Here is a 15,161-nt window from a genome sequence, read left to right on the forward strand (position 1 = left end):
GTGTCGTGCGCACGGAGACGGATTCATTAGGCGAACGTCAGATTCCCGACGAGGCATATTGGGGCATCCACACGGCCCGCGCCATCGACAACTTCCCGATCAGCAAGCGGCAGATCTCGGTGTATCCCGAGCTCGTCGTCGCTCTCGCCTCCGTGAAGCAGGCCGCCGCGCGGGCGAACGTCGAGCTCGGCGTGCTCTCACCGGACAAGGCGGCTCTCATCGACGCCGCCTGCGCCGAGGTGATCGGCGGGCGCCTGCATGACCAGTTCGTCGTCGGCGTGATCCAGGGCGGGGCGGGCACGTCGACCAACATGAACGCCAACGAGGTGATCGCGAACCGCGCGCTGGAGCTCGGCGGCCACGAGAAGGGCGAGTACGGCTTCCTCAGCCCGCTCGACGACGTCAACCGCAGCCAGTCGACCAACGACGTCTACCCCACCGCCATCAAGATCGCGATGATGTATTCCCTTTCAAGCATGCTCGGTGAGATGCGGATGCTTCGCGACGCGTTCGCCGCGAAGGGGGTCGAGTTCGCGCACATCCTCAAGATCGGCCGCACCCAGCTGCAGGACGCGGTGCCGCTGACGCTCGGGCAGGAGTTCCACGGCTGGGCCACCACGATGTCCGAGGACGTCGACCGCATCACCGACACGCTGCCGCTCCTGTCGGAGATCAACCTCGGTGCGACCGCGATCGGCACGGGCATCAACGCCGACCCGCGCTACGCGGCCGGAGTGCGCAGGCACCTCTCCGAGATCACCGGCCTCGACCTGGTCACGGCGGGCGATCTCATCGAGGCGACGAGCGACACCGGCGTGTTCATGACGTTCTCGTCGGCGCTCAAGCGGGCGGCCGTGAAGCTGTCGAAGATCTGCAACGACCTGCGGCTGCTGTCCTCAGGCCCACAGGCGGGGTTCGGCGAGATCAGCCTGCCGCCGAAGCAGGCGGGCTCGAGCATCATGCCGGGGAAGGTGAACCCCGTCATCCCCGAGGCGGTCAACCAGGTCGCGTTCTCGGTCGCCGGCGCCGACGTGACGGTGACCATGGCGGTCGAGGCCGGCCAGCTGCAGCTGAACGCCTTCGAGCCGGTGATCGCGCACTCCCTGCTGCAGTCGATCACCTGGATGCGGCAGGCATTCCTCACCCTGCGGGTGAACTGTGTGGAGGGCATCACGGCGAACGAGCAGCGGCTGGCCGGCATGGTCGGCTCTAGCGTCAGCGTCGTGACGGCCCTGACGCCGTTCATCGGCTATCAGGCCTCAGCCGCGCTCGCGAAGACCGCGCTGCTGACGGGCCGCAGCATCGCCGACCTCGTGGTCGAGTCGGGTCTGATGACGCGCGAGCAGGTGGCCATCGAGCTGTCGCCCGAGCGACTCTCCGGTGCGCCGGCCGGCGACTGAACGCACGGGGAAACGCGCGGGGAAGAGCACAATGGACCGTATGGAGACGGCGGTCGACACGCGGGCCCAGGCGGCCGAGCTCGATGCGCGGCTGCACCCGATCGACTGGTCGGCGCCTGACCCCGGCTCGACGGCGTTCCGGTTCGACGCGCCCAGCGGCAGCCTCGCGGCGTGGTCGATCGGCGACCCCGCGAACCCACGCGTGGTGCTGGTGCCCGGCGCGACCGGCTCGAAAGAGGACTTCGTGCTGCTCGCCCCGCCGCTCGTCGAGGCGGGGTACTTCGTCGAGTCCTACGACCTCGCCGGCCAGTACGAGTCGGCCGCGGCCGGCCCGTCGCGGGTATCGGGCCACTGGGACTACGACCTCTACCTGGCCGACTTCATCACGTTTCTCGAGGCGGGCGAGCCCGCGCACGTGCTCGGTTACTCGTTCGCGGGCATCCTCGCCCAGCTCGCCCTCGCCGGCCGTCCGGAGCTGTTCCGCAGCCTGACCCTGCTCACCACGCCCCCGCTCACCGGCAACGTCTTCCGCGGCATCAAGATCATCGGGCCGATCGCACGCTTCGCGTCGCCGCATGCGGGCGCCGGGCTGATGATCTGGGGCATCCAGACCAACAAGAACGGCGTCGACGAGCGCCGGCTCGACTTCGTGCGCGCCCGCCTCGGCATCACCCGGCGCGAGAGCGTCGACGACATCATCGCGCTCATGATGGACACGCCGGATGTCACGGCGGCCGTCGCCTCCGCTGGCGTGCCGTTGCTCGTCGCGACGGGCCAGCACGACCTGTGGCCCGTGCGGGCACACGCCGAGTACGCGGATATGATCGGCGCAGAACTCGCCGTCTACCGCACGGGGCACAGCCCGTGCGAGACCACTCCGAACCAACTCGCACTGGACATGATCACGACCTTTCGACGTGCGGAGCAGCCCGCATGAGCCTGCCCATGACCGCGGAAGCCGCCTATGGGCTCGACGAGGTGCTTCCGCCGATCGACTGGGCGCTGGCGCCGGAGGGCACCAGGGCCTACCGCTTCGCGGCCCCGAGCGGGTCGCTCGCCGCGTGGGACCTCGGCGACCCTGAGGGCGAGCGCGTCGTTATGGTCCCCGGCATCACCGGCTCGAAGGAGGACTTCGCGCTGCTCGCGCCGATCCTCGCGGGGCAGGGCTATTTCGTGCAGAGCTACGACCTGCCCGGCCAGTACGAATCGGCCGACGCGGGCCCCGAGGGCGCCGAGGGCTGGAGCTACGAGCTCTTCGTCGACGACATGATCGCCTTCCTCGAGGCGGGCAGCACGCCTGCGCACCTGCTCGGCTTCTCGTTCGCGGGCATCGTCGCGCAGCTGGTCACCGTGCAGCGGCCGGAGCTCGTGCGCTCGCTGACGCTGCTCGCGACGCCCCCGTTGACCGGGCAGGTCTTCCGCGGGGTGCGCACGCTCGGGTGGCTCGCCCGCGTGCCGTTCCTCGTCCGCAAGCACTTCGTCGGGGGCGTGATGATCTGGAACGTCCGCACGAACTTCAGCAAGGTGACGCCCGAGCGGCTCGCCTTCGCGAACGCGCGGCTCGACCACACCCGGCGCGAGAGTGTGGACGGCATCGTCGGCCTCATGATGACGACCCCGAACCTGTACCAGCCGCTGCGCGACTCAGCCGTGCCGAAGCTCGTCGTGGCGGGCGAACACGACCTGTGGCGTGCGAAGCTCTATCGCCGCTTCGCGAAGCGCATCGGCGCGGCCGTCGCGGTCTACGCGACCGGTCACAGTCCGTGTGAGACCACGCCGCACCAGCTCGCGCTCGACCTTGTGCAGCTGTACCGCACGAGCGAGAAGCTCAGCGCGCGCTGACATCGGCGCGTTCGGCGCCGACGGGCCGCACGAAATCGCGCCGCAGGGCGCGGCGACCCCATGGGGATGCTTCGGGCCAGTGCTCCGCGAAGGTGTGGTACGCCCAGGCGAGCCGGCGTCCGATGCCGTGCCAGCTCTCGAGCGGCCTGGCCGAGACCCCGACCCGCAGGGCCTCGTCATAGCGCACCACGACATCCAGCGGCAGGTGGAGCGTGATGTCGAGGTCGTCGTGGATGCGGGGGTCGTCTCGGTGCACCAGCTGGCGCACCTCGTTCCACACGGATGCCCGCATGATGAAGTTCGAGCCGAAGATCGGCGGCCCGCCGAGCCACGGGCCGACGATGTGGAAGTACGCGGGGATATAGAGGTGCTCGCCGATCCAGTTCGCCCACGCGTGCGGGCCGTAGAACGATCCGGGCCCGGTCAGCACGCCGATGGCCGGCGACGCGTCGAACTCGGCGACCACGCGCTCCGCCCAGTCGGCCGGCGGCCTCGAGTCGGCGTCGATGCGTGCGATGAGGTCGGTGTGCGCGGCGTCGTAGCCGGTTGCCGAGGCCGACATGATGCCGCGCTGCGGCTGGAACAGCACCCGCGCGCCGCCCGCACGGGCGACATCGGCCGTGGCATCCGTGCTGCCGTTGTCGACCACGATGATCTCGTCGACCGGCCGTGTCTGCGCCGCCAGGGCGGCGAGCGACTGCCGCAGCATGTCGGCGTCGTCGAGCGCGGGTATCACGACGGAGAGGGTGGTCATGCGCCAGTCTCCTCTCCCGCCTTCGAGCGCCGCCGCTTCCGCGGCGCGGGCTGCTCGCCCCAGGGCCGCAGTCAATCGTAAGACGGCAATAGCATCGGGGGATGGATCTCGTCGCCCGTCTCACCGCCGAGCTGGGTGACGTGGTCACCATCGACCCCGTCCGCCTCGAGGCGGTGCGCACCGACAAATCCGGATTCCTGTCGGCGTCCGCCCCGCTCGCGCTGGTCGAGGCGAGCAGTGTCGACCACGTGCAGACGACGCTGCGGCTCGCGAACGAGGCCGGCGTCGGCGTCGTGCCGCGCGGCACCGGCACGGGGCTCGCGGCCGGTGCCGTCGGGGACGCGGGCGTGATCGTGCTCTCGGTCGCCAAGATGAACCAGATCATCGAGATCGATCCGGCGAACGAGCTCGCCGTCGTCGAGCCGGGCGTCATCAACGCCGACCTCGACGCGGCCCTCGAGCCGTACGGGCTCTGGTATGCCCCCGACCCGGCCAGCAAGGCGATCTCGTCGATCGGCGGCAACATCGCGACGAACGCCGGCGGCCTGCTGTGCGCGAAATACGGCGTCACGCGCGAGGCGGTGCTCGGCCTCAAGGTGGTGCTCGCCGACGGGCGGCTGCTCACGACGGGCCACCGCACCGTCAAGGGCGTCACGGGCTATGACCTGACGGCGCTCTTCGTCGGATCCGAGGGCACGCTCGGGGTCGTCGTCGAGGCGACCGTGCGCGTGCTGCCGCGGCCGGCCGGCGACGTCGTGACGGTCGGCGCGTTCTTCCCGCAGATCCGCCAGGCGGCCGCCGCGTCGAGTGCGGTGGTCGCCGCGCGGTTGCGCCCGGCCGTGATGGAGCTGCTCGACGGGCAGGCGCTCGAGGCGATCCGCGCCTACCTCGGCGACGAGGTGATCCACAGCGCCATGGGGCACGCGAGCGGCGACGGATTCCTGCTCGTTCAGTTCGATGAGTCGCCTGCGCCTGAGACGGTGCTGCACGCCGTCGAACTCATCGAGCAGGCGGGCGGGCAGACCAGGGTGTCGACGGATGCCGCGACGGGGGAACAGCTGCTCAGCATCCGCCGCGCGTTCCACCCCGCCCTCGCAGCCCGCGGCGAGGTGCTCATCGAAGACGTCTCGGTGCCGCGCTCGCGCCTCGCCGACGCGTTCGACGCGATCGCCGAGATCTCGGCGCGGTACGGCGTGCGCATTCCGACGGTGGCGCACGCCGGCGACGGCAATCTGCACCCGAACTTCGTGGTCGACGGCGGGGCGGTGACACCGGTCGTGCAGCAGGCGGCCGATGCGCTGTTCCGGGTCGCGCTCGCGCTGGGCGGCACCCTCACGGGCGAGCACGGCGTCGGCATCCTGAAGCGCCACCATCTCATCGACGAGCTGGGCCCCGACTCGTATGCTCTTCAACGCCAGGTGAAGACTGTGTTCGACCCGCGGGGCATCCTCAACCCCGGCAAGGTGTTCGAGATCATCGAGTGAGGTTCCGATGAGCGCCACCGATCCGTACGCGCCGCCGACGTCGGCGGCGGGGCCGATCGCATCCCTGCTGCCCACGGTCTCGGGCCGCCCGCGCAACGTGCGGATGGCGGCCCTGATCGTGGTCGGCATCGCGATCTGCGCGATCGCGGTGCTCTGGGTCGTCGCCTATCTCGTGAGTGTGCTCGGCGTCGACGGCGTCGTGCTGAACGGCCTAATCGCCCTCGTGCCGCTCGTGGCGGTGCTCGCGGTGGTGCGCTGGGTCGACCGCTGGGAACCGGAGCCGTTCGTCGCGCGCGCCTTCGCCTTCCTCTGGGGTGCGGGCGTGTCGATCCTCACGGCGCTCGTCGTCGACGAGACGCTCAACGTCTACAGCCATCACCTCGGCGTGAGCCGCAGCCAGTTCTTCATGATCACGGTGCAGTCGCCGATCGTCGAGGAGGTCGCCAAGGGCGTCGGCGTGCTGATCATCTTCCTGATCGCCCAGCGCACCTTCGACGGGCCGGTCGACGGGGTCGTCTACGCGGCGACGATCGCCGCGGGCTTCGCCTTCGTCGAGAACATCCAGTACTTCGGGCTCGCCCTGCGCGACGGCGGCGACACCGATCTCGCGTACACCTTCTATGTGCGCGGCATCCTCTCGCCGTTCGCGCACCTGACCTTCACCTCGTGCACGGGCATCGCGCTCGGCTACGCGGCGCGCGGTCAGCGCAGCGTCGGCCGCACGGTCGGTCTGTTCCTCGGCGGCCTCGCGCTCGCGATCGTGCTGCACGCCGGCTTCAACCTGGGCTCGGCCTTCAACGAGAACGGCGCGTTCTTCTTCTACCTGATCGTCGAGCTGCCGATCTTCGCCCTCGTCGCCGTCTTCGTTCTGCTCGCCCGCCGCCGCGACGCCCAGCTCACCTATCAGGCGCTCACGATGTATGCGCGCGCAGGCTGGTTCACGCCGGCGGAGGTCGACCTGCTCGGCACGAGCAGCGGGCGCAGACAGGCCCGGCTGTGGGCGCGCGGCCGTGGGCCGCGCGCGAGACGCGCCATGCGTCGCTTCATCCGGGATGCGACGGCGCTCGCGTACACGCGGCAGCGCATCCAGAGCAACCACGGGCGGGTGCGGGCGCAGCGTGACGAGCTGCGCCTGCTGCGCGTCGTGACAGACGACCGGCGGCACGTGCTGGCGGGCTGAGACCAGCGGAGTGCCGCCCGCACCGCCTACACATGCAAACTCGCCGACCCTGGTGCGGCTGTGCCTGCAACGCGAGCGGTCGGCGAGTTCTTGCCTCTAGTGTCCCGCGAGGCCGCCGAACAGGCAAGAGCGGCTGGGCATCCGCTGATCGCTTTGCGCGCGGCTGGCCTGAGCCGCTTTGATTGACGGCATGGCAGATACCGAAAAGACCAAGCCCGAGATCGAGGCGCCCGAGGGCGCCGCTCCCACCGAGCTCGAGATCGTCGACCTCGAGGTCGGCAGCGGCGCGGAGGCCGTCCCCGGTGCCACCGTCGACGTGCATTACGTCGGCGTGGGCTTCGACAGCGGCGAGGAGTTCGACTCGTCGTGGGGCCGCGGCCAGTCGATCCAATTCCCGCTGCGCGGGCTGATCGCCGGCTGGCAGGAAGGCATCCCCGGCATGAAGGTCGGCGGCCGCCGCAAGCTGACCATCCCGCCGCACCTCGCCTACGGCCCGGCCGGCAGCGGCCACCCGCTCGGCGGTCAGACGCTGATCTTCGTCATCGACCTTCTGGGCGTGAAGTAACACGCGAAAGGCCCCGGTTCGCCGGGGCCTTCTCCGTTCACGCGACCGGATGTAGGGCGTCGTACTCGCGGAACGAGCGCTGTGTGCGCATCAGCACGAAGATCAGCACGACGATCAGGACGCCGCCGGCGACCGGCCCAGGCCACAGTGCGACCCAGATCGCACTCACGGCGCCGATGTAGAGGTCGCCGACGCGCGGCCCGGCGGTCACGACGACGATGAAGACGCTCTGAATGCGCCCGCGCATGGCATCAGGGGCGGATGCCTGCAGGATCGTCCCGCGGAAGATGGCGCTCACGTTGTCGGCGCCACCGGCGACGAGCAGCGCCGCGGCTGCGGCGATGAGCGATGGCCAGTGCACATCGCCCCAGTGCTGCGAGACGCGCCCGTGCCCGTCGAGGCTCTGGACGAGCAGCACCACGCCGAAGGCGAGGATCGCGGCGCCGTACACGGTGATCGCCCTCCCGACGGCGCGGCCCTGCGCCCGCACGTGCCCGAGCGGGCCGGAGAACACGCTGGAGATCAGGCCGCCGATCGCGTAGCCGGCGGTCAGCACGCCGACGGTGACGGCCCCGCCGCCGATCAGCAGGGCGCCGACCGCGGGCAGCAGCACGCGCGGCTGCCCGAAGGTCATCGCGATGATGTCGGCGATGAACGAGGTGCGGATATTGGCAGCGCGCCGCAGGAAGCGCGCGCCTTCGATGAGCGAGCGCAGCCCCGGCCGTTCGGCGCCGGGCTCCGGCACGACGGGCGGCAGCAGCAGCACGGCGAGGAAGGCGCAGGTGAAGGTCACCACGTCGATGGAGAAGGTCGGGGCGAAGCCGACGGCGGCGACGAGCACCCCGGCGACCGCGGGGCCGACGGTGATCGAGATCGCGGCCGAGATGCCGTTCAGCGCGGCCGCCGCGGGCAGCAGCTCCTTGCGCAGCAGCCGCGGGGTGATGGCGGTGTCGGCTGAGGCGAACACGGTCGCCCCGACCGTGTTCAGCATGGTCAGCACGTAGAGCGGCCACACGGTCTCGTTGTGCAGCCACGCGAGCGCGCAGATCCCCGCGGTCGCCGCCCACGCGACGAGCGCCGAGATGAGCGCCACCTTCCGCCGATCGAAGACATCGGCGAGCATCCCGCCGTAGATGCCGAAGACGACCATCGGCCCGAGTGCGAACAGCGCCACGAACGACACCGCGAGCGTCGAGTGGGTGATGTCGTAGATCTGCAGCCCGACGGCGACGACCGTGATCTGACTGCCGATGCCGGCGATCGCGTTGCCGCCCCAGAGGCGCGCGAACGGCGGGCTCTCCCGAAGGGGAGTCGTGTCGACGAACAGCGAGCGACGTGCGGGCGCGGCGGAGGCGGGATGGTCCGGGTCGCTCACCGGTCAAGGCTACGGCAGGTAGGGCGCCAGCTTCGTCGCGAGCGGCGCGGCCAGCTCGCTCGAATAGCTCGCGGTCAGATGGTGCGAGTCGCGGTACACGAGCGTGTCGCCGACGATCGCGGGGCAGGTGTCCGCGCAGAAGTACGGCGTCAGGTCGATGAGGTCCGCACGGGTGTCACCCGCGGCGCGGAAGGTCGCGACGCGGCCGGGGGAGCGCAGCGCGACGGCCGCAGGCCGGGCGCACGCGTCCGCGTCTTCGACATGCCGCGACAGGCACTCGATCGGGCTCGTCCCGAAGTCGGGACTGTCCGCGAGCAGCAGCACCTTCGACTGCGCGGGCAGCCGAGAGATCGTGTCGGCGATTCCGTCGGCCCAGGTCTTCTCCGGGTCTGCCCCCTTCGGCAACTCCTCATTGGCGTAGTCGGCGAGCACGATCACGGCGGGCGGGTCGGCCGCCAGCTGCGCGAGCACGTTCTTCCGCCACGCGTCGCACGACGGGTACGCCTCGCCGTCCTTCACGTGGGTCACGAGCGTCGATGCGCAGCCGCTCTTCGTCTGGGTGACGAGCCGGCTGCCCGAGGACTCGATCGCCTGCTGCAGCCCGGGCGCCCACTGGGCGGCCGCCGAGTCGCCCCAGAGCACGACGGTCGGCGCGCCGTCCGGGCCGAAGCCGCACGGCTTCGGCTCGGACGCCGAGAAGTCGAGCTCGCAGCCGTCGCTGTACAGCGACGGGTTGTCGCTCGACGCCTTGGAGAGCGGCGGCTTCAGGTTCCCCGGCACGAAGGCGGTCGACTTCACCGGCGCGGTCGGCGCCTGGTCGGCGACGTCGCGCCCGGCATGCAGGGTCGGGTTGGCGGTCAGCACGATGGCGACGGCGGATGCCGCGGCCAGCACCCCGCTGCCGCCGAGCGCCGCCAGCAGGCTGCGCCGAGGGCCCGCGGCGGCGAGCGCCGAGGCGTGCCGCACCGGGTTCTCGAGGAACCGGTACATGGCCCACGCGATCGGCACGGCGACGCCGGCGAGGGCCAGCTTGAGAGCGAGCGGCAACGGATTCTCGTACCCGACCGCCGCCTGCGGCAGCTGCTCGATCGGCCAGTGCATGAGGTAGAGCGAATACGAGATCGCACCGAGGAACTGGAAGGGGCGCAGCCCGAGCAGGCCGCCGACCGAGCCGCGCGCGGGCACTTCGCCGGCGGCGATCACCGCGACGGTCGCGAGAACGGGCAGCAGTGCCGCCGTGCCGGGGAACACGGTGTCGGCGGTGAACAGCGTGCATGCTGCGACGATTCCGGCGAGCCCTGCCCAGCCGAGGAAGCGGGCGGCCCACGACGGCAGCAGCCGTGCCACCCGCGGCGCGGCGAGGGCGAGCAGACCGCCCGCAGCGAGCTCCCACGCGCGCGGCCACAGCGCGAAGAACGCCCACGGCTGGTTCGTCTGGGTCAGCACCAGTCCCGCGATGAAGGACGCGGCGGCCAGAAGCCCCAGCACCCCGCCGATCGCCGCGCGGCGGCGGCGCAGCAGCAGCCACGCGAGGCCGATCAGGGCGGGCCACAGCAGATAGAACTGCTCCTCGACGCCGAGCGACCAGTAGTGCTGGAACACCGACGGCGTCGGGTTGGCGAGGTAGTCGGTGCCGCGTGCCGCGAAGACGTAGTTCGGTGCGTAGAGCGCGACCGCCGCGGCATCCGCCATCGCCTGTGATCTGAGCGTTGGCGGCACGAACAGCAGCACCCCGCCGGCTGTGAGCGCGAGCACCGTGAGCGATGCGGGCAGGATGCGGCGGGCGCGGCGCGCGTAGAAGTCGGCGAAGCCGATGCGCCCGGTCGCCCCGAGCCGCCGGGCCAGCTGGCCGGTGATGAGGAAGCCGGAGACGACGAAGAAGACGTCGACGCCGACGTAGCCGCCGCCGACCCCCGGCAGGCCAGCGTGGTCGAGTACGACTGCTGCGACCGCCAGGGCGCGCAGGCCCTGGATGTCCGATCGTGTGCCCCGCATACGTGTCAGGTTCCCCATTCGGCCTGGGAGCAACGTTGAGGCAGGCGACGAAGTCGGCCGCATTCTGAGCCGGGGCCGCCCTCTGCTAGACTTTCAAGGTTGCCGTCCGACGGCCGCGGAACAAGAGAGCTCAGGCATCCTGCCCCGGGCACCGCGCAGCGAGAGAAAGGGGATCCCATCCATGGCACTTGATTCAGAGGCCAAGAAGGCGATCATCGACGAGTACGCTACCCACCCCGGTGACACCGGATCCCCTGAGGTCCAGGTCGCGATCCTCACCAAGCGGATCAAAGACCTGACCGAGCACCTCAAGGAGCACAAGCACGACCACCACTCGCGTCGTGGTCTGCTGATCCTGGTCGGTCACCGTCGCCGCCTGCTGGGCTACCTGCAGGAGATCGACATCGAGCGCTACCGCGCTCTGATCGAGCGTCTGGGTTTGCGTCGATAGAGCGCTGATCGCGCGCCGGTCCCAGCCCGACGCGGCAGCCTCTCAAGGCTTCAAGGGCCGTCACCCGTTCTCGGTTGACGGCCCTTTTTCAATGAGCGGATGCCTGGGCTATAGCATCTGCTCACCATGCGAACAAAGACGTTCCTGCCCTACCTCCCCTACGCCGCAGCGGCCGTCGTCAACCTGATTGCCGACCTCGCCCACCTCGATGCCCTCGCGCGGTACTCGCAGTGGGCGCTGATGCCTCTGCTGATCCTCGCGGTGCTGCTCACGATCACGCCGCTGCGCAGCCCCGTGACCGCGTGGCTCGTGCTCGCGCTGCTGTTCTCGTGGGGCGGCGACGTGCTGCTCGGCGTCTCGTTCGTCTTCGGGCTCGGCTCGTTCCTGCTCGCGCACGTCAGCTTCATCGTCGCGTTCACGCGGCGGGCGATCCGCCACCGGAATCCGAGCTGGACCTGGCGGCACGCGATGCCGTTCGTCGCTCTGTACCTCGCGCTGCTCAGCCTGCTGGTCACACACGTCGGGGCGATGCTGCCCGCCGTCATGCTCTATGGGCTCGCCCTGTGCACGATGGCTGCGGTGGCCGCCTACACCTCGCGTCTGCTCGGCGTTGGCGGGCTCGTCTTCATCGTCTCCGACGGGCTGCTCGCGATCCACCTCTTCCGGCCCGATCTCGCGCTGCCGCAGTCCGGCTTCTGGGTGATGCTCACTTACACGGCGGCCGAGGCGCTGATTGCCATCGGGCTCACACGTACCGTGCGGCGCACGCCCAGCGCTGTACCAGTAGCGTTGCAGGATGCCCAGGCCACGTCGTAAGCCCTTCTGGCGCTGGGCGCCGCTGCCGTGGCTCGTGCTGTTCCTGCTCATGGCGGCGACCAGCCCGCTGTACGATCTGCACGCGATCGGCGCCTATGTCACGGGCATCGTCGTCACGGTCGTCTACGGCGCCGCACTCGTCGTGGCGCTCGTGATCGGGGCCCGCCGCCGTGGCCCGAACTTCACGGCGGAAGGGCAGCTGAAGCGTCTCGACGGGCTTGAGCTCGCCGAGTCCGCCACCGCGGGCGGCCCGAGTGCGGTCGCCGACGTGCACAGGCACCAGTACGCCATCAGCGCCGCCGCCGCGCGGGGAGCCGATGGGTTGCGCGCGCTGCTCGTGCCCGACGCGGGCAGCTGGCTCGGTCTGCGCTCAGACGTCGCCGTGTACCTGCTCACCGCCGGCCGGTTCTACCATGTCGGCCGGCTCAGCGACCACGCCCAGGTCGGCTGGCAGGGTGTGCTCGACGAGCTGCGAGCGGCCGGTCGCTACGCGGTCGTGCCGGCCGAGGTGACCGGCGTCGAGCGCGCGTTCAAGGTCGATGTGCGCCTCGAGGGCCTGCGCGTCGGCGAGGCGGGGGTCGTCGCCTGATGTTCCGCCGCCACCCGGTCCTCGCGCCGCTGACGCTCGCCTACCTGGCGCTCGTCGCGTGGGTCACGCTCGGGCCGCAGCCGCTCGACCATCAGCGCCAGGACTGGCTCGTCGAGGCGCTGCGCGAAGGCCGTGAGCTCGCGGCGTCACGGTGGCCGGGTCTCGCCGCCCAGCTGACGTACGACCACGTCGAGTTCGCTGCCAACATCGCGATGTTCGCGCCGATCGGCCTGTTCCTCGTCCTGCTGCTCGGCCGCCGGTTCTGGTGGGCGGCGGTGCTGCTGTGCGTGGCGATGACGGGCTTCATCGAGACGGCGCAACGGTTCATCCCCGGGCGCGTCTCCGATGTGCGCGACATCGTCTCCAACAGCGTGGGCGGCGCGATCGGCGTGATCGTGGCGCTCATCGTCACGATCCCCGCCTACCGGCGCGAGCGCGACCGGCACCGCATCCGCGAGCTCGAGGCCGAGCTGACGCGCTACCGCAACGTGGCCTGAGGGGTGCCGCCCCGCCGGGCCTGCAGCAGCTCGAGCATGGCGTCGGCGGCCGCACTGTGCCGCAGCGGCGCGATGGCCGACAGGGTCCATAGCGGACCGTCCCGCAGCGGCACGGCGACCACGTCGACGCCGCTCATGGAGGTGATCATCGGCACGACCGCCACGCCGAGACCCTGAGCGACGAACCGGGGAACACTCGGGAGCTCAGGCACTTCCGCGACCACCGTTCGCGGGCTCCCGAGCGCCTCGAACGCGCGATCGACCGCCAGCCGGTTTCCGAAGCCGGGCGGCGAGTCCACGAACGGCTCGCTGGCGAGATCGGCGAGCGTCAGCGACCGGCGAGAGGCGAGCGGATGCCCGGCCGGAAGCACCGCCGTGAACTCGGCCTCGCCGAGCGGAGTCGCGTCGAGGCCGGCGAGATCCTGCGCGGGCAGCCCGACCAGTGCGACGTCGAGGCGCCCGTGCCTGATGTCGTCGAGCAGCCCGCTCGACCCCGCGCTCGAGACGACGAGGCGCAGGTTCACGAGCGGATGCTCCCGATGGAAGCGCCCGAGCAGCTCGGGAAGGTCGAGGAACTCGAGATTCGAGAAGATCCCGAGACGCACCCGCCCGCGCAGACCGGCAGTCTCCGGCGAGGCGAGGGTGCGGATGCGCTCCATCGCCTCGAGCGCGACGCGGGCGTCGCTGAGCGCGGTCTCGCCGAACGCGGTCAACTCGACCGAGCGTGTCGAGCGCTCGAACAGCTTCGCGCCGAGCTCCTGCTCAAGGGAGCGCACGGCCGCCGAGACGGTCGACTGCGCCGCGAAGAGCCGCCGGGCGGCGCGGCTGAAGCTGCTCTCCTCGGCGACGGCGGCGAAGATCTCGAGCTGGCGTCCGTCCACGACCCCGATTATCGAGGAATCCGATTTGTGTCTGCAAGAACATTCGTCGGCGATGATGAATGAACGGATGCCTGCCCCGGTTCTCCCTACCATGACAACAATGACCGCCGAGAGCCGCACCGCAGGCCGCGCGGCGCACCACGCAGGGTTCTGGATCATCGCCGTCGCGTTCCTGTTCGCGATGGCGTTCTCGACCGTGCCGACCCCGCTCTATCCGATCTACGAGCAGCGTGACGGGTTCCCCGGCTACGTCGTCACCATCGTCTTCGCCGCCTACGCGGTGGGCGTGATGGTGGCGCTGTATCTCGCAGGCCACGTCAGTGACTGGCTCGGCCGGCGGCGCATCGTCCTCGCGGCGGTCGGGGTGGAGGCGCTCGCCGCCGTGATGTTCCTGTTCTGGAACGATCTGTCCGGCCTGCTCGTGGCGCGCTTCGTCTCGGGCGTCGGCATCGGAATGCTGACCGCGACGGCCACCGCGTACCTCGCCGAGTTGCGCGCGGTGTCGCACCCCGACGAGGACGGCGCCACCGCCGGCACGGTCGCGACCGTGATCAACACGGGCGGTCTCGCGCTCGGCCCGCTGCTCGGCGGCCTGATCGCTCAGTTCCTGCCCGCGCCCGTGTTCACGCCGTTCGCGATCTTCCTCGGACTGCTCGCGGTGACGATCGTGTTCGCGCTCTTCGTGCCGGAGACCGTCGACGTCCGGGCATCCCGCCGTCCGTACGCACCGCAGAAGGTCAGCATCCCCGACGACGCGCGGGCGACCTTCGGGGCGGCCGCGATCGGCGCGGCGGCCGCGTTCAGCGTCTTCGGCTTCTTCACGGCGCTCACCGCGAGCATCGTGATCGGGCTGCTGCACATCCAGAGCCATCTGGTCGCGGGCGTCGTCGTCTTCGCCGTGATGGGCGCGAGCGCCGTCTCCCAGTTCGTGTTCGCCCGCGTGGAGCGCACTCAGAAGCTGCGCCTCGGCGTCGGCCTGATGGTCGTGGGTCTCGGCCTCGTCGCGATCGTCGGCCTCGCGCCGTCGCTCGCGCTCTTCCTGGTCGCCGGTGTCATCGCGGGCGCCGGCGTCGGGCTCGTCTTCACCTCGTCGATCGGCGTCGCCGCGGCATCCGCTCGCCCTGACAACCGGGGTGAGGTGCTCGCCGCGATGTTCCTGGCGGCGTACGCGGGCCTGACGATCCCCGTGATCGCGGTCGGCGTCGCGCTCGCCTTCTTCCCGATCCCCGGCGTCCTCGTCGGCTTCGCGCTCGCCGTCCTCGCCATCGTCATCGCAACCGCCGTTCCCATGCTCCGCCGCCGCTGACCGAGGCGGCATCGACGCCGGTCGTC

15 protein-coding genes are annotated in these 15,161 nt (G+C 70.6%); 11 read left to right on the forward strand and 4 right to left on the reverse strand.

All coding sequences use genetic code 11. The features are described from left to right. The first annotated feature begins 5 nt into the window (after nt 1-5). From D7I44_RS13855 to D7I44_RS13865, 3 genes are read left to right on the forward strand one after another with little or no spacing between them, the layout of a single operon-like run. Entirely contained in the window at nt 6-1,400 is a 1,395-nt protein-coding gene (locus D7I44_RS13855) for an aspartate ammonia-lyase (RefSeq protein ID WP_120790035.1), read from the forward strand. A gap of 40 nt (nt 1,401-1,440) precedes the next feature. Further along, nucleotides 1,441-2,337, forward strand: coding sequence for an alpha/beta fold hydrolase (locus tag D7I44_RS13860; protein WP_120790036.1), 897 nt, complete (start codon nt 1,441-1,443; stop codon nt 2,335-2,337). Continuing rightward, entirely contained in the window at nt 2,334-3,242 is a 909-nt protein-coding gene (locus tag D7I44_RS13865) for an alpha/beta fold hydrolase (RefSeq protein WP_120790037.1), read from the forward strand. The genes D7I44_RS13860 and D7I44_RS13865 overlap by 4 nt, the downstream gene beginning before the upstream one ends. On the opposite strand, the gene D7I44_RS13870 is transcribed toward D7I44_RS13865, so the two are convergent. Further along, a complete protein-coding gene (locus tag D7I44_RS13870) occupies nt 3,229-3,996 on the reverse strand; it encodes a glycosyltransferase family 2 protein (RefSeq protein ID WP_120790038.1) in 768 nt (255 codons plus the stop codon). The genes D7I44_RS13865 and D7I44_RS13870 overlap by 14 nt on opposite strands. Nucleotides 3,997-4,097: 101 nt before the next feature. On the opposite strand from D7I44_RS13870, the gene D7I44_RS13875 reads away from it, so the two are divergent. The 3 genes from D7I44_RS13875 (at nt 4,098) to D7I44_RS13885 (ending at nt 7,225) form a co-directional block, all read left to right on the forward strand. After that, a complete protein-coding gene (locus D7I44_RS13875; RefSeq protein WP_120790039.1) occupies nt 4,098-5,480 on the forward strand; it encodes an FAD-binding oxidoreductase in 1,383 nt (460 codons plus the stop codon). A gap of 7 nt (nt 5,481-5,487) precedes the next feature. Next, entirely contained in the window at nt 5,488-6,660 is a 1,173-nt protein-coding gene (locus tag D7I44_RS13880) for a PrsW family intramembrane metalloprotease (protein WP_120790040.1), read from the forward strand. A gap of 190 nt (nt 6,661-6,850) precedes the next feature. Further along, entirely contained in the window at nt 6,851-7,225 is a 375-nt protein-coding gene (locus D7I44_RS13885; RefSeq protein ID WP_120790041.1) for an FKBP-type peptidyl-prolyl cis-trans isomerase, read from the forward strand. A gap of 37 nt (nt 7,226-7,262) precedes the next feature. On the opposite strand, the gene D7I44_RS13890 is transcribed toward D7I44_RS13885, so the two are convergent. Then, complete coding sequence (locus D7I44_RS13890) at nt 7,263-8,600, reverse strand: MFS transporter (protein WP_120790042.1); 1,338 nt, start codon at nt 8,598-8,600, stop codon at nt 7,263-7,265. A gap of 9 nt (nt 8,601-8,609) precedes the next feature. Then, nucleotides 8,610-10,595 carry an acyltransferase family protein gene (locus tag D7I44_RS13895; RefSeq protein ID WP_162940287.1) on the reverse strand — a complete coding sequence of 662 codons (1,986 nt, stop codon included), beginning with the start codon at nt 10,593-10,595 and terminating at the stop codon, nt 8,610-8,612. Between the two features lie 181 nt (nt 10,596-10,776). Here D7I44_RS13895 and rpsO point away from each other — a divergent pair, with 181 nt between their 5' ends. From rpsO to D7I44_RS13915, 4 genes are all read left to right on the forward strand, one after another. Then, nucleotides 10,777-11,046, forward strand: coding sequence for a 30S ribosomal protein S15 (rpsO, locus tag D7I44_RS13900; RefSeq protein ID WP_120790044.1), 270 nt, complete (start codon nt 10,777-10,779; stop codon nt 11,044-11,046). A 126-nt stretch (nt 11,047-11,172) separates the two neighbouring features. Beyond that, the gene (locus D7I44_RS13905) at nt 11,173-11,862 is read left to right on the forward strand and encodes a lysoplasmalogenase (RefSeq protein WP_120790045.1); all 690 of its coding nucleotides are present in this window, start codon (nt 11,173-11,175) and stop codon (nt 11,860-11,862) included. After that, complete coding sequence (locus tag D7I44_RS13910) at nt 11,843-12,451, forward strand: hypothetical protein (RefSeq protein WP_162940288.1); 609 nt, start codon at nt 11,843-11,845, stop codon at nt 12,449-12,451. The genes D7I44_RS13905 and D7I44_RS13910 overlap by 20 nt, the downstream gene beginning before the upstream one ends. Beyond that, nucleotides 12,451-12,948 carry a VanZ family protein gene (locus tag D7I44_RS13915; RefSeq protein WP_120790047.1) on the forward strand — a complete coding sequence of 166 codons (498 nt, stop codon included), beginning with the start codon at nt 12,451-12,453 and terminating at the stop codon, nt 12,946-12,948. Before D7I44_RS13910 ends, D7I44_RS13915 begins: the two co-directional genes overlap by 1 nt. On the opposite strand, the gene D7I44_RS13920 is transcribed toward D7I44_RS13915, so the two are convergent. Then, nucleotides 12,930-13,829, reverse strand: a complete 900-nt coding sequence (locus D7I44_RS13920; RefSeq protein ID WP_120790048.1) for a LysR family transcriptional regulator — start codon at nt 13,827-13,829, stop codon at nt 12,930-12,932. The genes D7I44_RS13915 and D7I44_RS13920 overlap by 19 nt on opposite strands. Nucleotides 13,830-13,929: 100 nt before the next feature. Here D7I44_RS13920 and D7I44_RS13925 point away from each other — a divergent pair, with 100 nt between their 5' ends. After that, entirely contained in the window at nt 13,930-15,135 is a 1,206-nt protein-coding gene (locus D7I44_RS13925; RefSeq protein ID WP_220093774.1) for an MFS transporter, read from the forward strand. Nucleotides 15,136-15,161: the final 26 nt, after the last annotated feature.

The organism is Gryllotalpicola protaetiae (assembly GCF_003627055.1).
Classification (GTDB): Bacteria; Actinomycetota; Actinomycetes; order Actinomycetales; family Microbacteriaceae; genus Gryllotalpicola; species Gryllotalpicola protaetiae.

What these genes read in the sequence shown, in the direction of transcription:
- D7I44_RS13880 (WP_120790040.1), top strand. Translation starts at nt 5,488, where the DNA reads ATGAGCGCCACCGATCCGTACGCGCCGCCGACGTCGGCGGCGGGGCCG.
- D7I44_RS13905 (WP_120790045.1), top strand. Translation starts at nt 11,173, where the DNA reads ATGCGAACAAAGACGTTCCTGCCCTACCTCCCCTACGCCGCAGCGGCC.
- rpsO (WP_120790044.1), top strand. Translation starts at nt 10,777, where the DNA reads ATGGCACTTGATTCAGAGGCCAAGAAGGCGATCATCGACGAGTACGCT.
- D7I44_RS13860 (WP_120790036.1), top strand. Translation starts at nt 1,441, where the DNA reads ATGGAGACGGCGGTCGACACGCGGGCCCAGGCGGCCGAGCTCGATGCG.
- D7I44_RS13910 (WP_162940288.1), top strand. Translation starts at nt 11,843, where the DNA reads ATGCCCAGGCCACGTCGTAAGCCCTTCTGGCGCTGGGCGCCGCTGCCG.
- D7I44_RS13885 (WP_120790041.1), top strand. Translation starts at nt 6,851, where the DNA reads ATGGCAGATACCGAAAAGACCAAGCCCGAGATCGAGGCGCCCGAGGGC.
- D7I44_RS13915 (WP_120790047.1), top strand. Translation starts at nt 12,451, where the DNA reads ATGTTCCGCCGCCACCCGGTCCTCGCGCCGCTGACGCTCGCCTACCTG.
- D7I44_RS13895 (WP_162940287.1), bottom strand. Translation starts at nt 10,595, where the DNA reads ATGCGGGGCACACGATCGGACATCCAGGGCCTGCGCGCCCTGGCGGTC.
- D7I44_RS13925 (WP_220093774.1), top strand. Translation starts at nt 13,930, where the DNA reads ATGACCGCCGAGAGCCGCACCGCAGGCCGCGCGGCGCACCACGCAGGG.
- D7I44_RS13865 (WP_120790037.1), top strand. Translation starts at nt 2,334, where the DNA reads ATGAGCCTGCCCATGACCGCGGAAGCCGCCTATGGGCTCGACGAGGTG.
- D7I44_RS13875 (WP_120790039.1), top strand. Translation starts at nt 4,098, where the DNA reads ATGGATCTCGTCGCCCGTCTCACCGCCGAGCTGGGTGACGTGGTCACC.
- D7I44_RS13870 (WP_120790038.1), bottom strand. Translation starts at nt 3,996, where the DNA reads ATGACCACCCTCTCCGTCGTGATACCCGCGCTCGACGACGCCGACATG.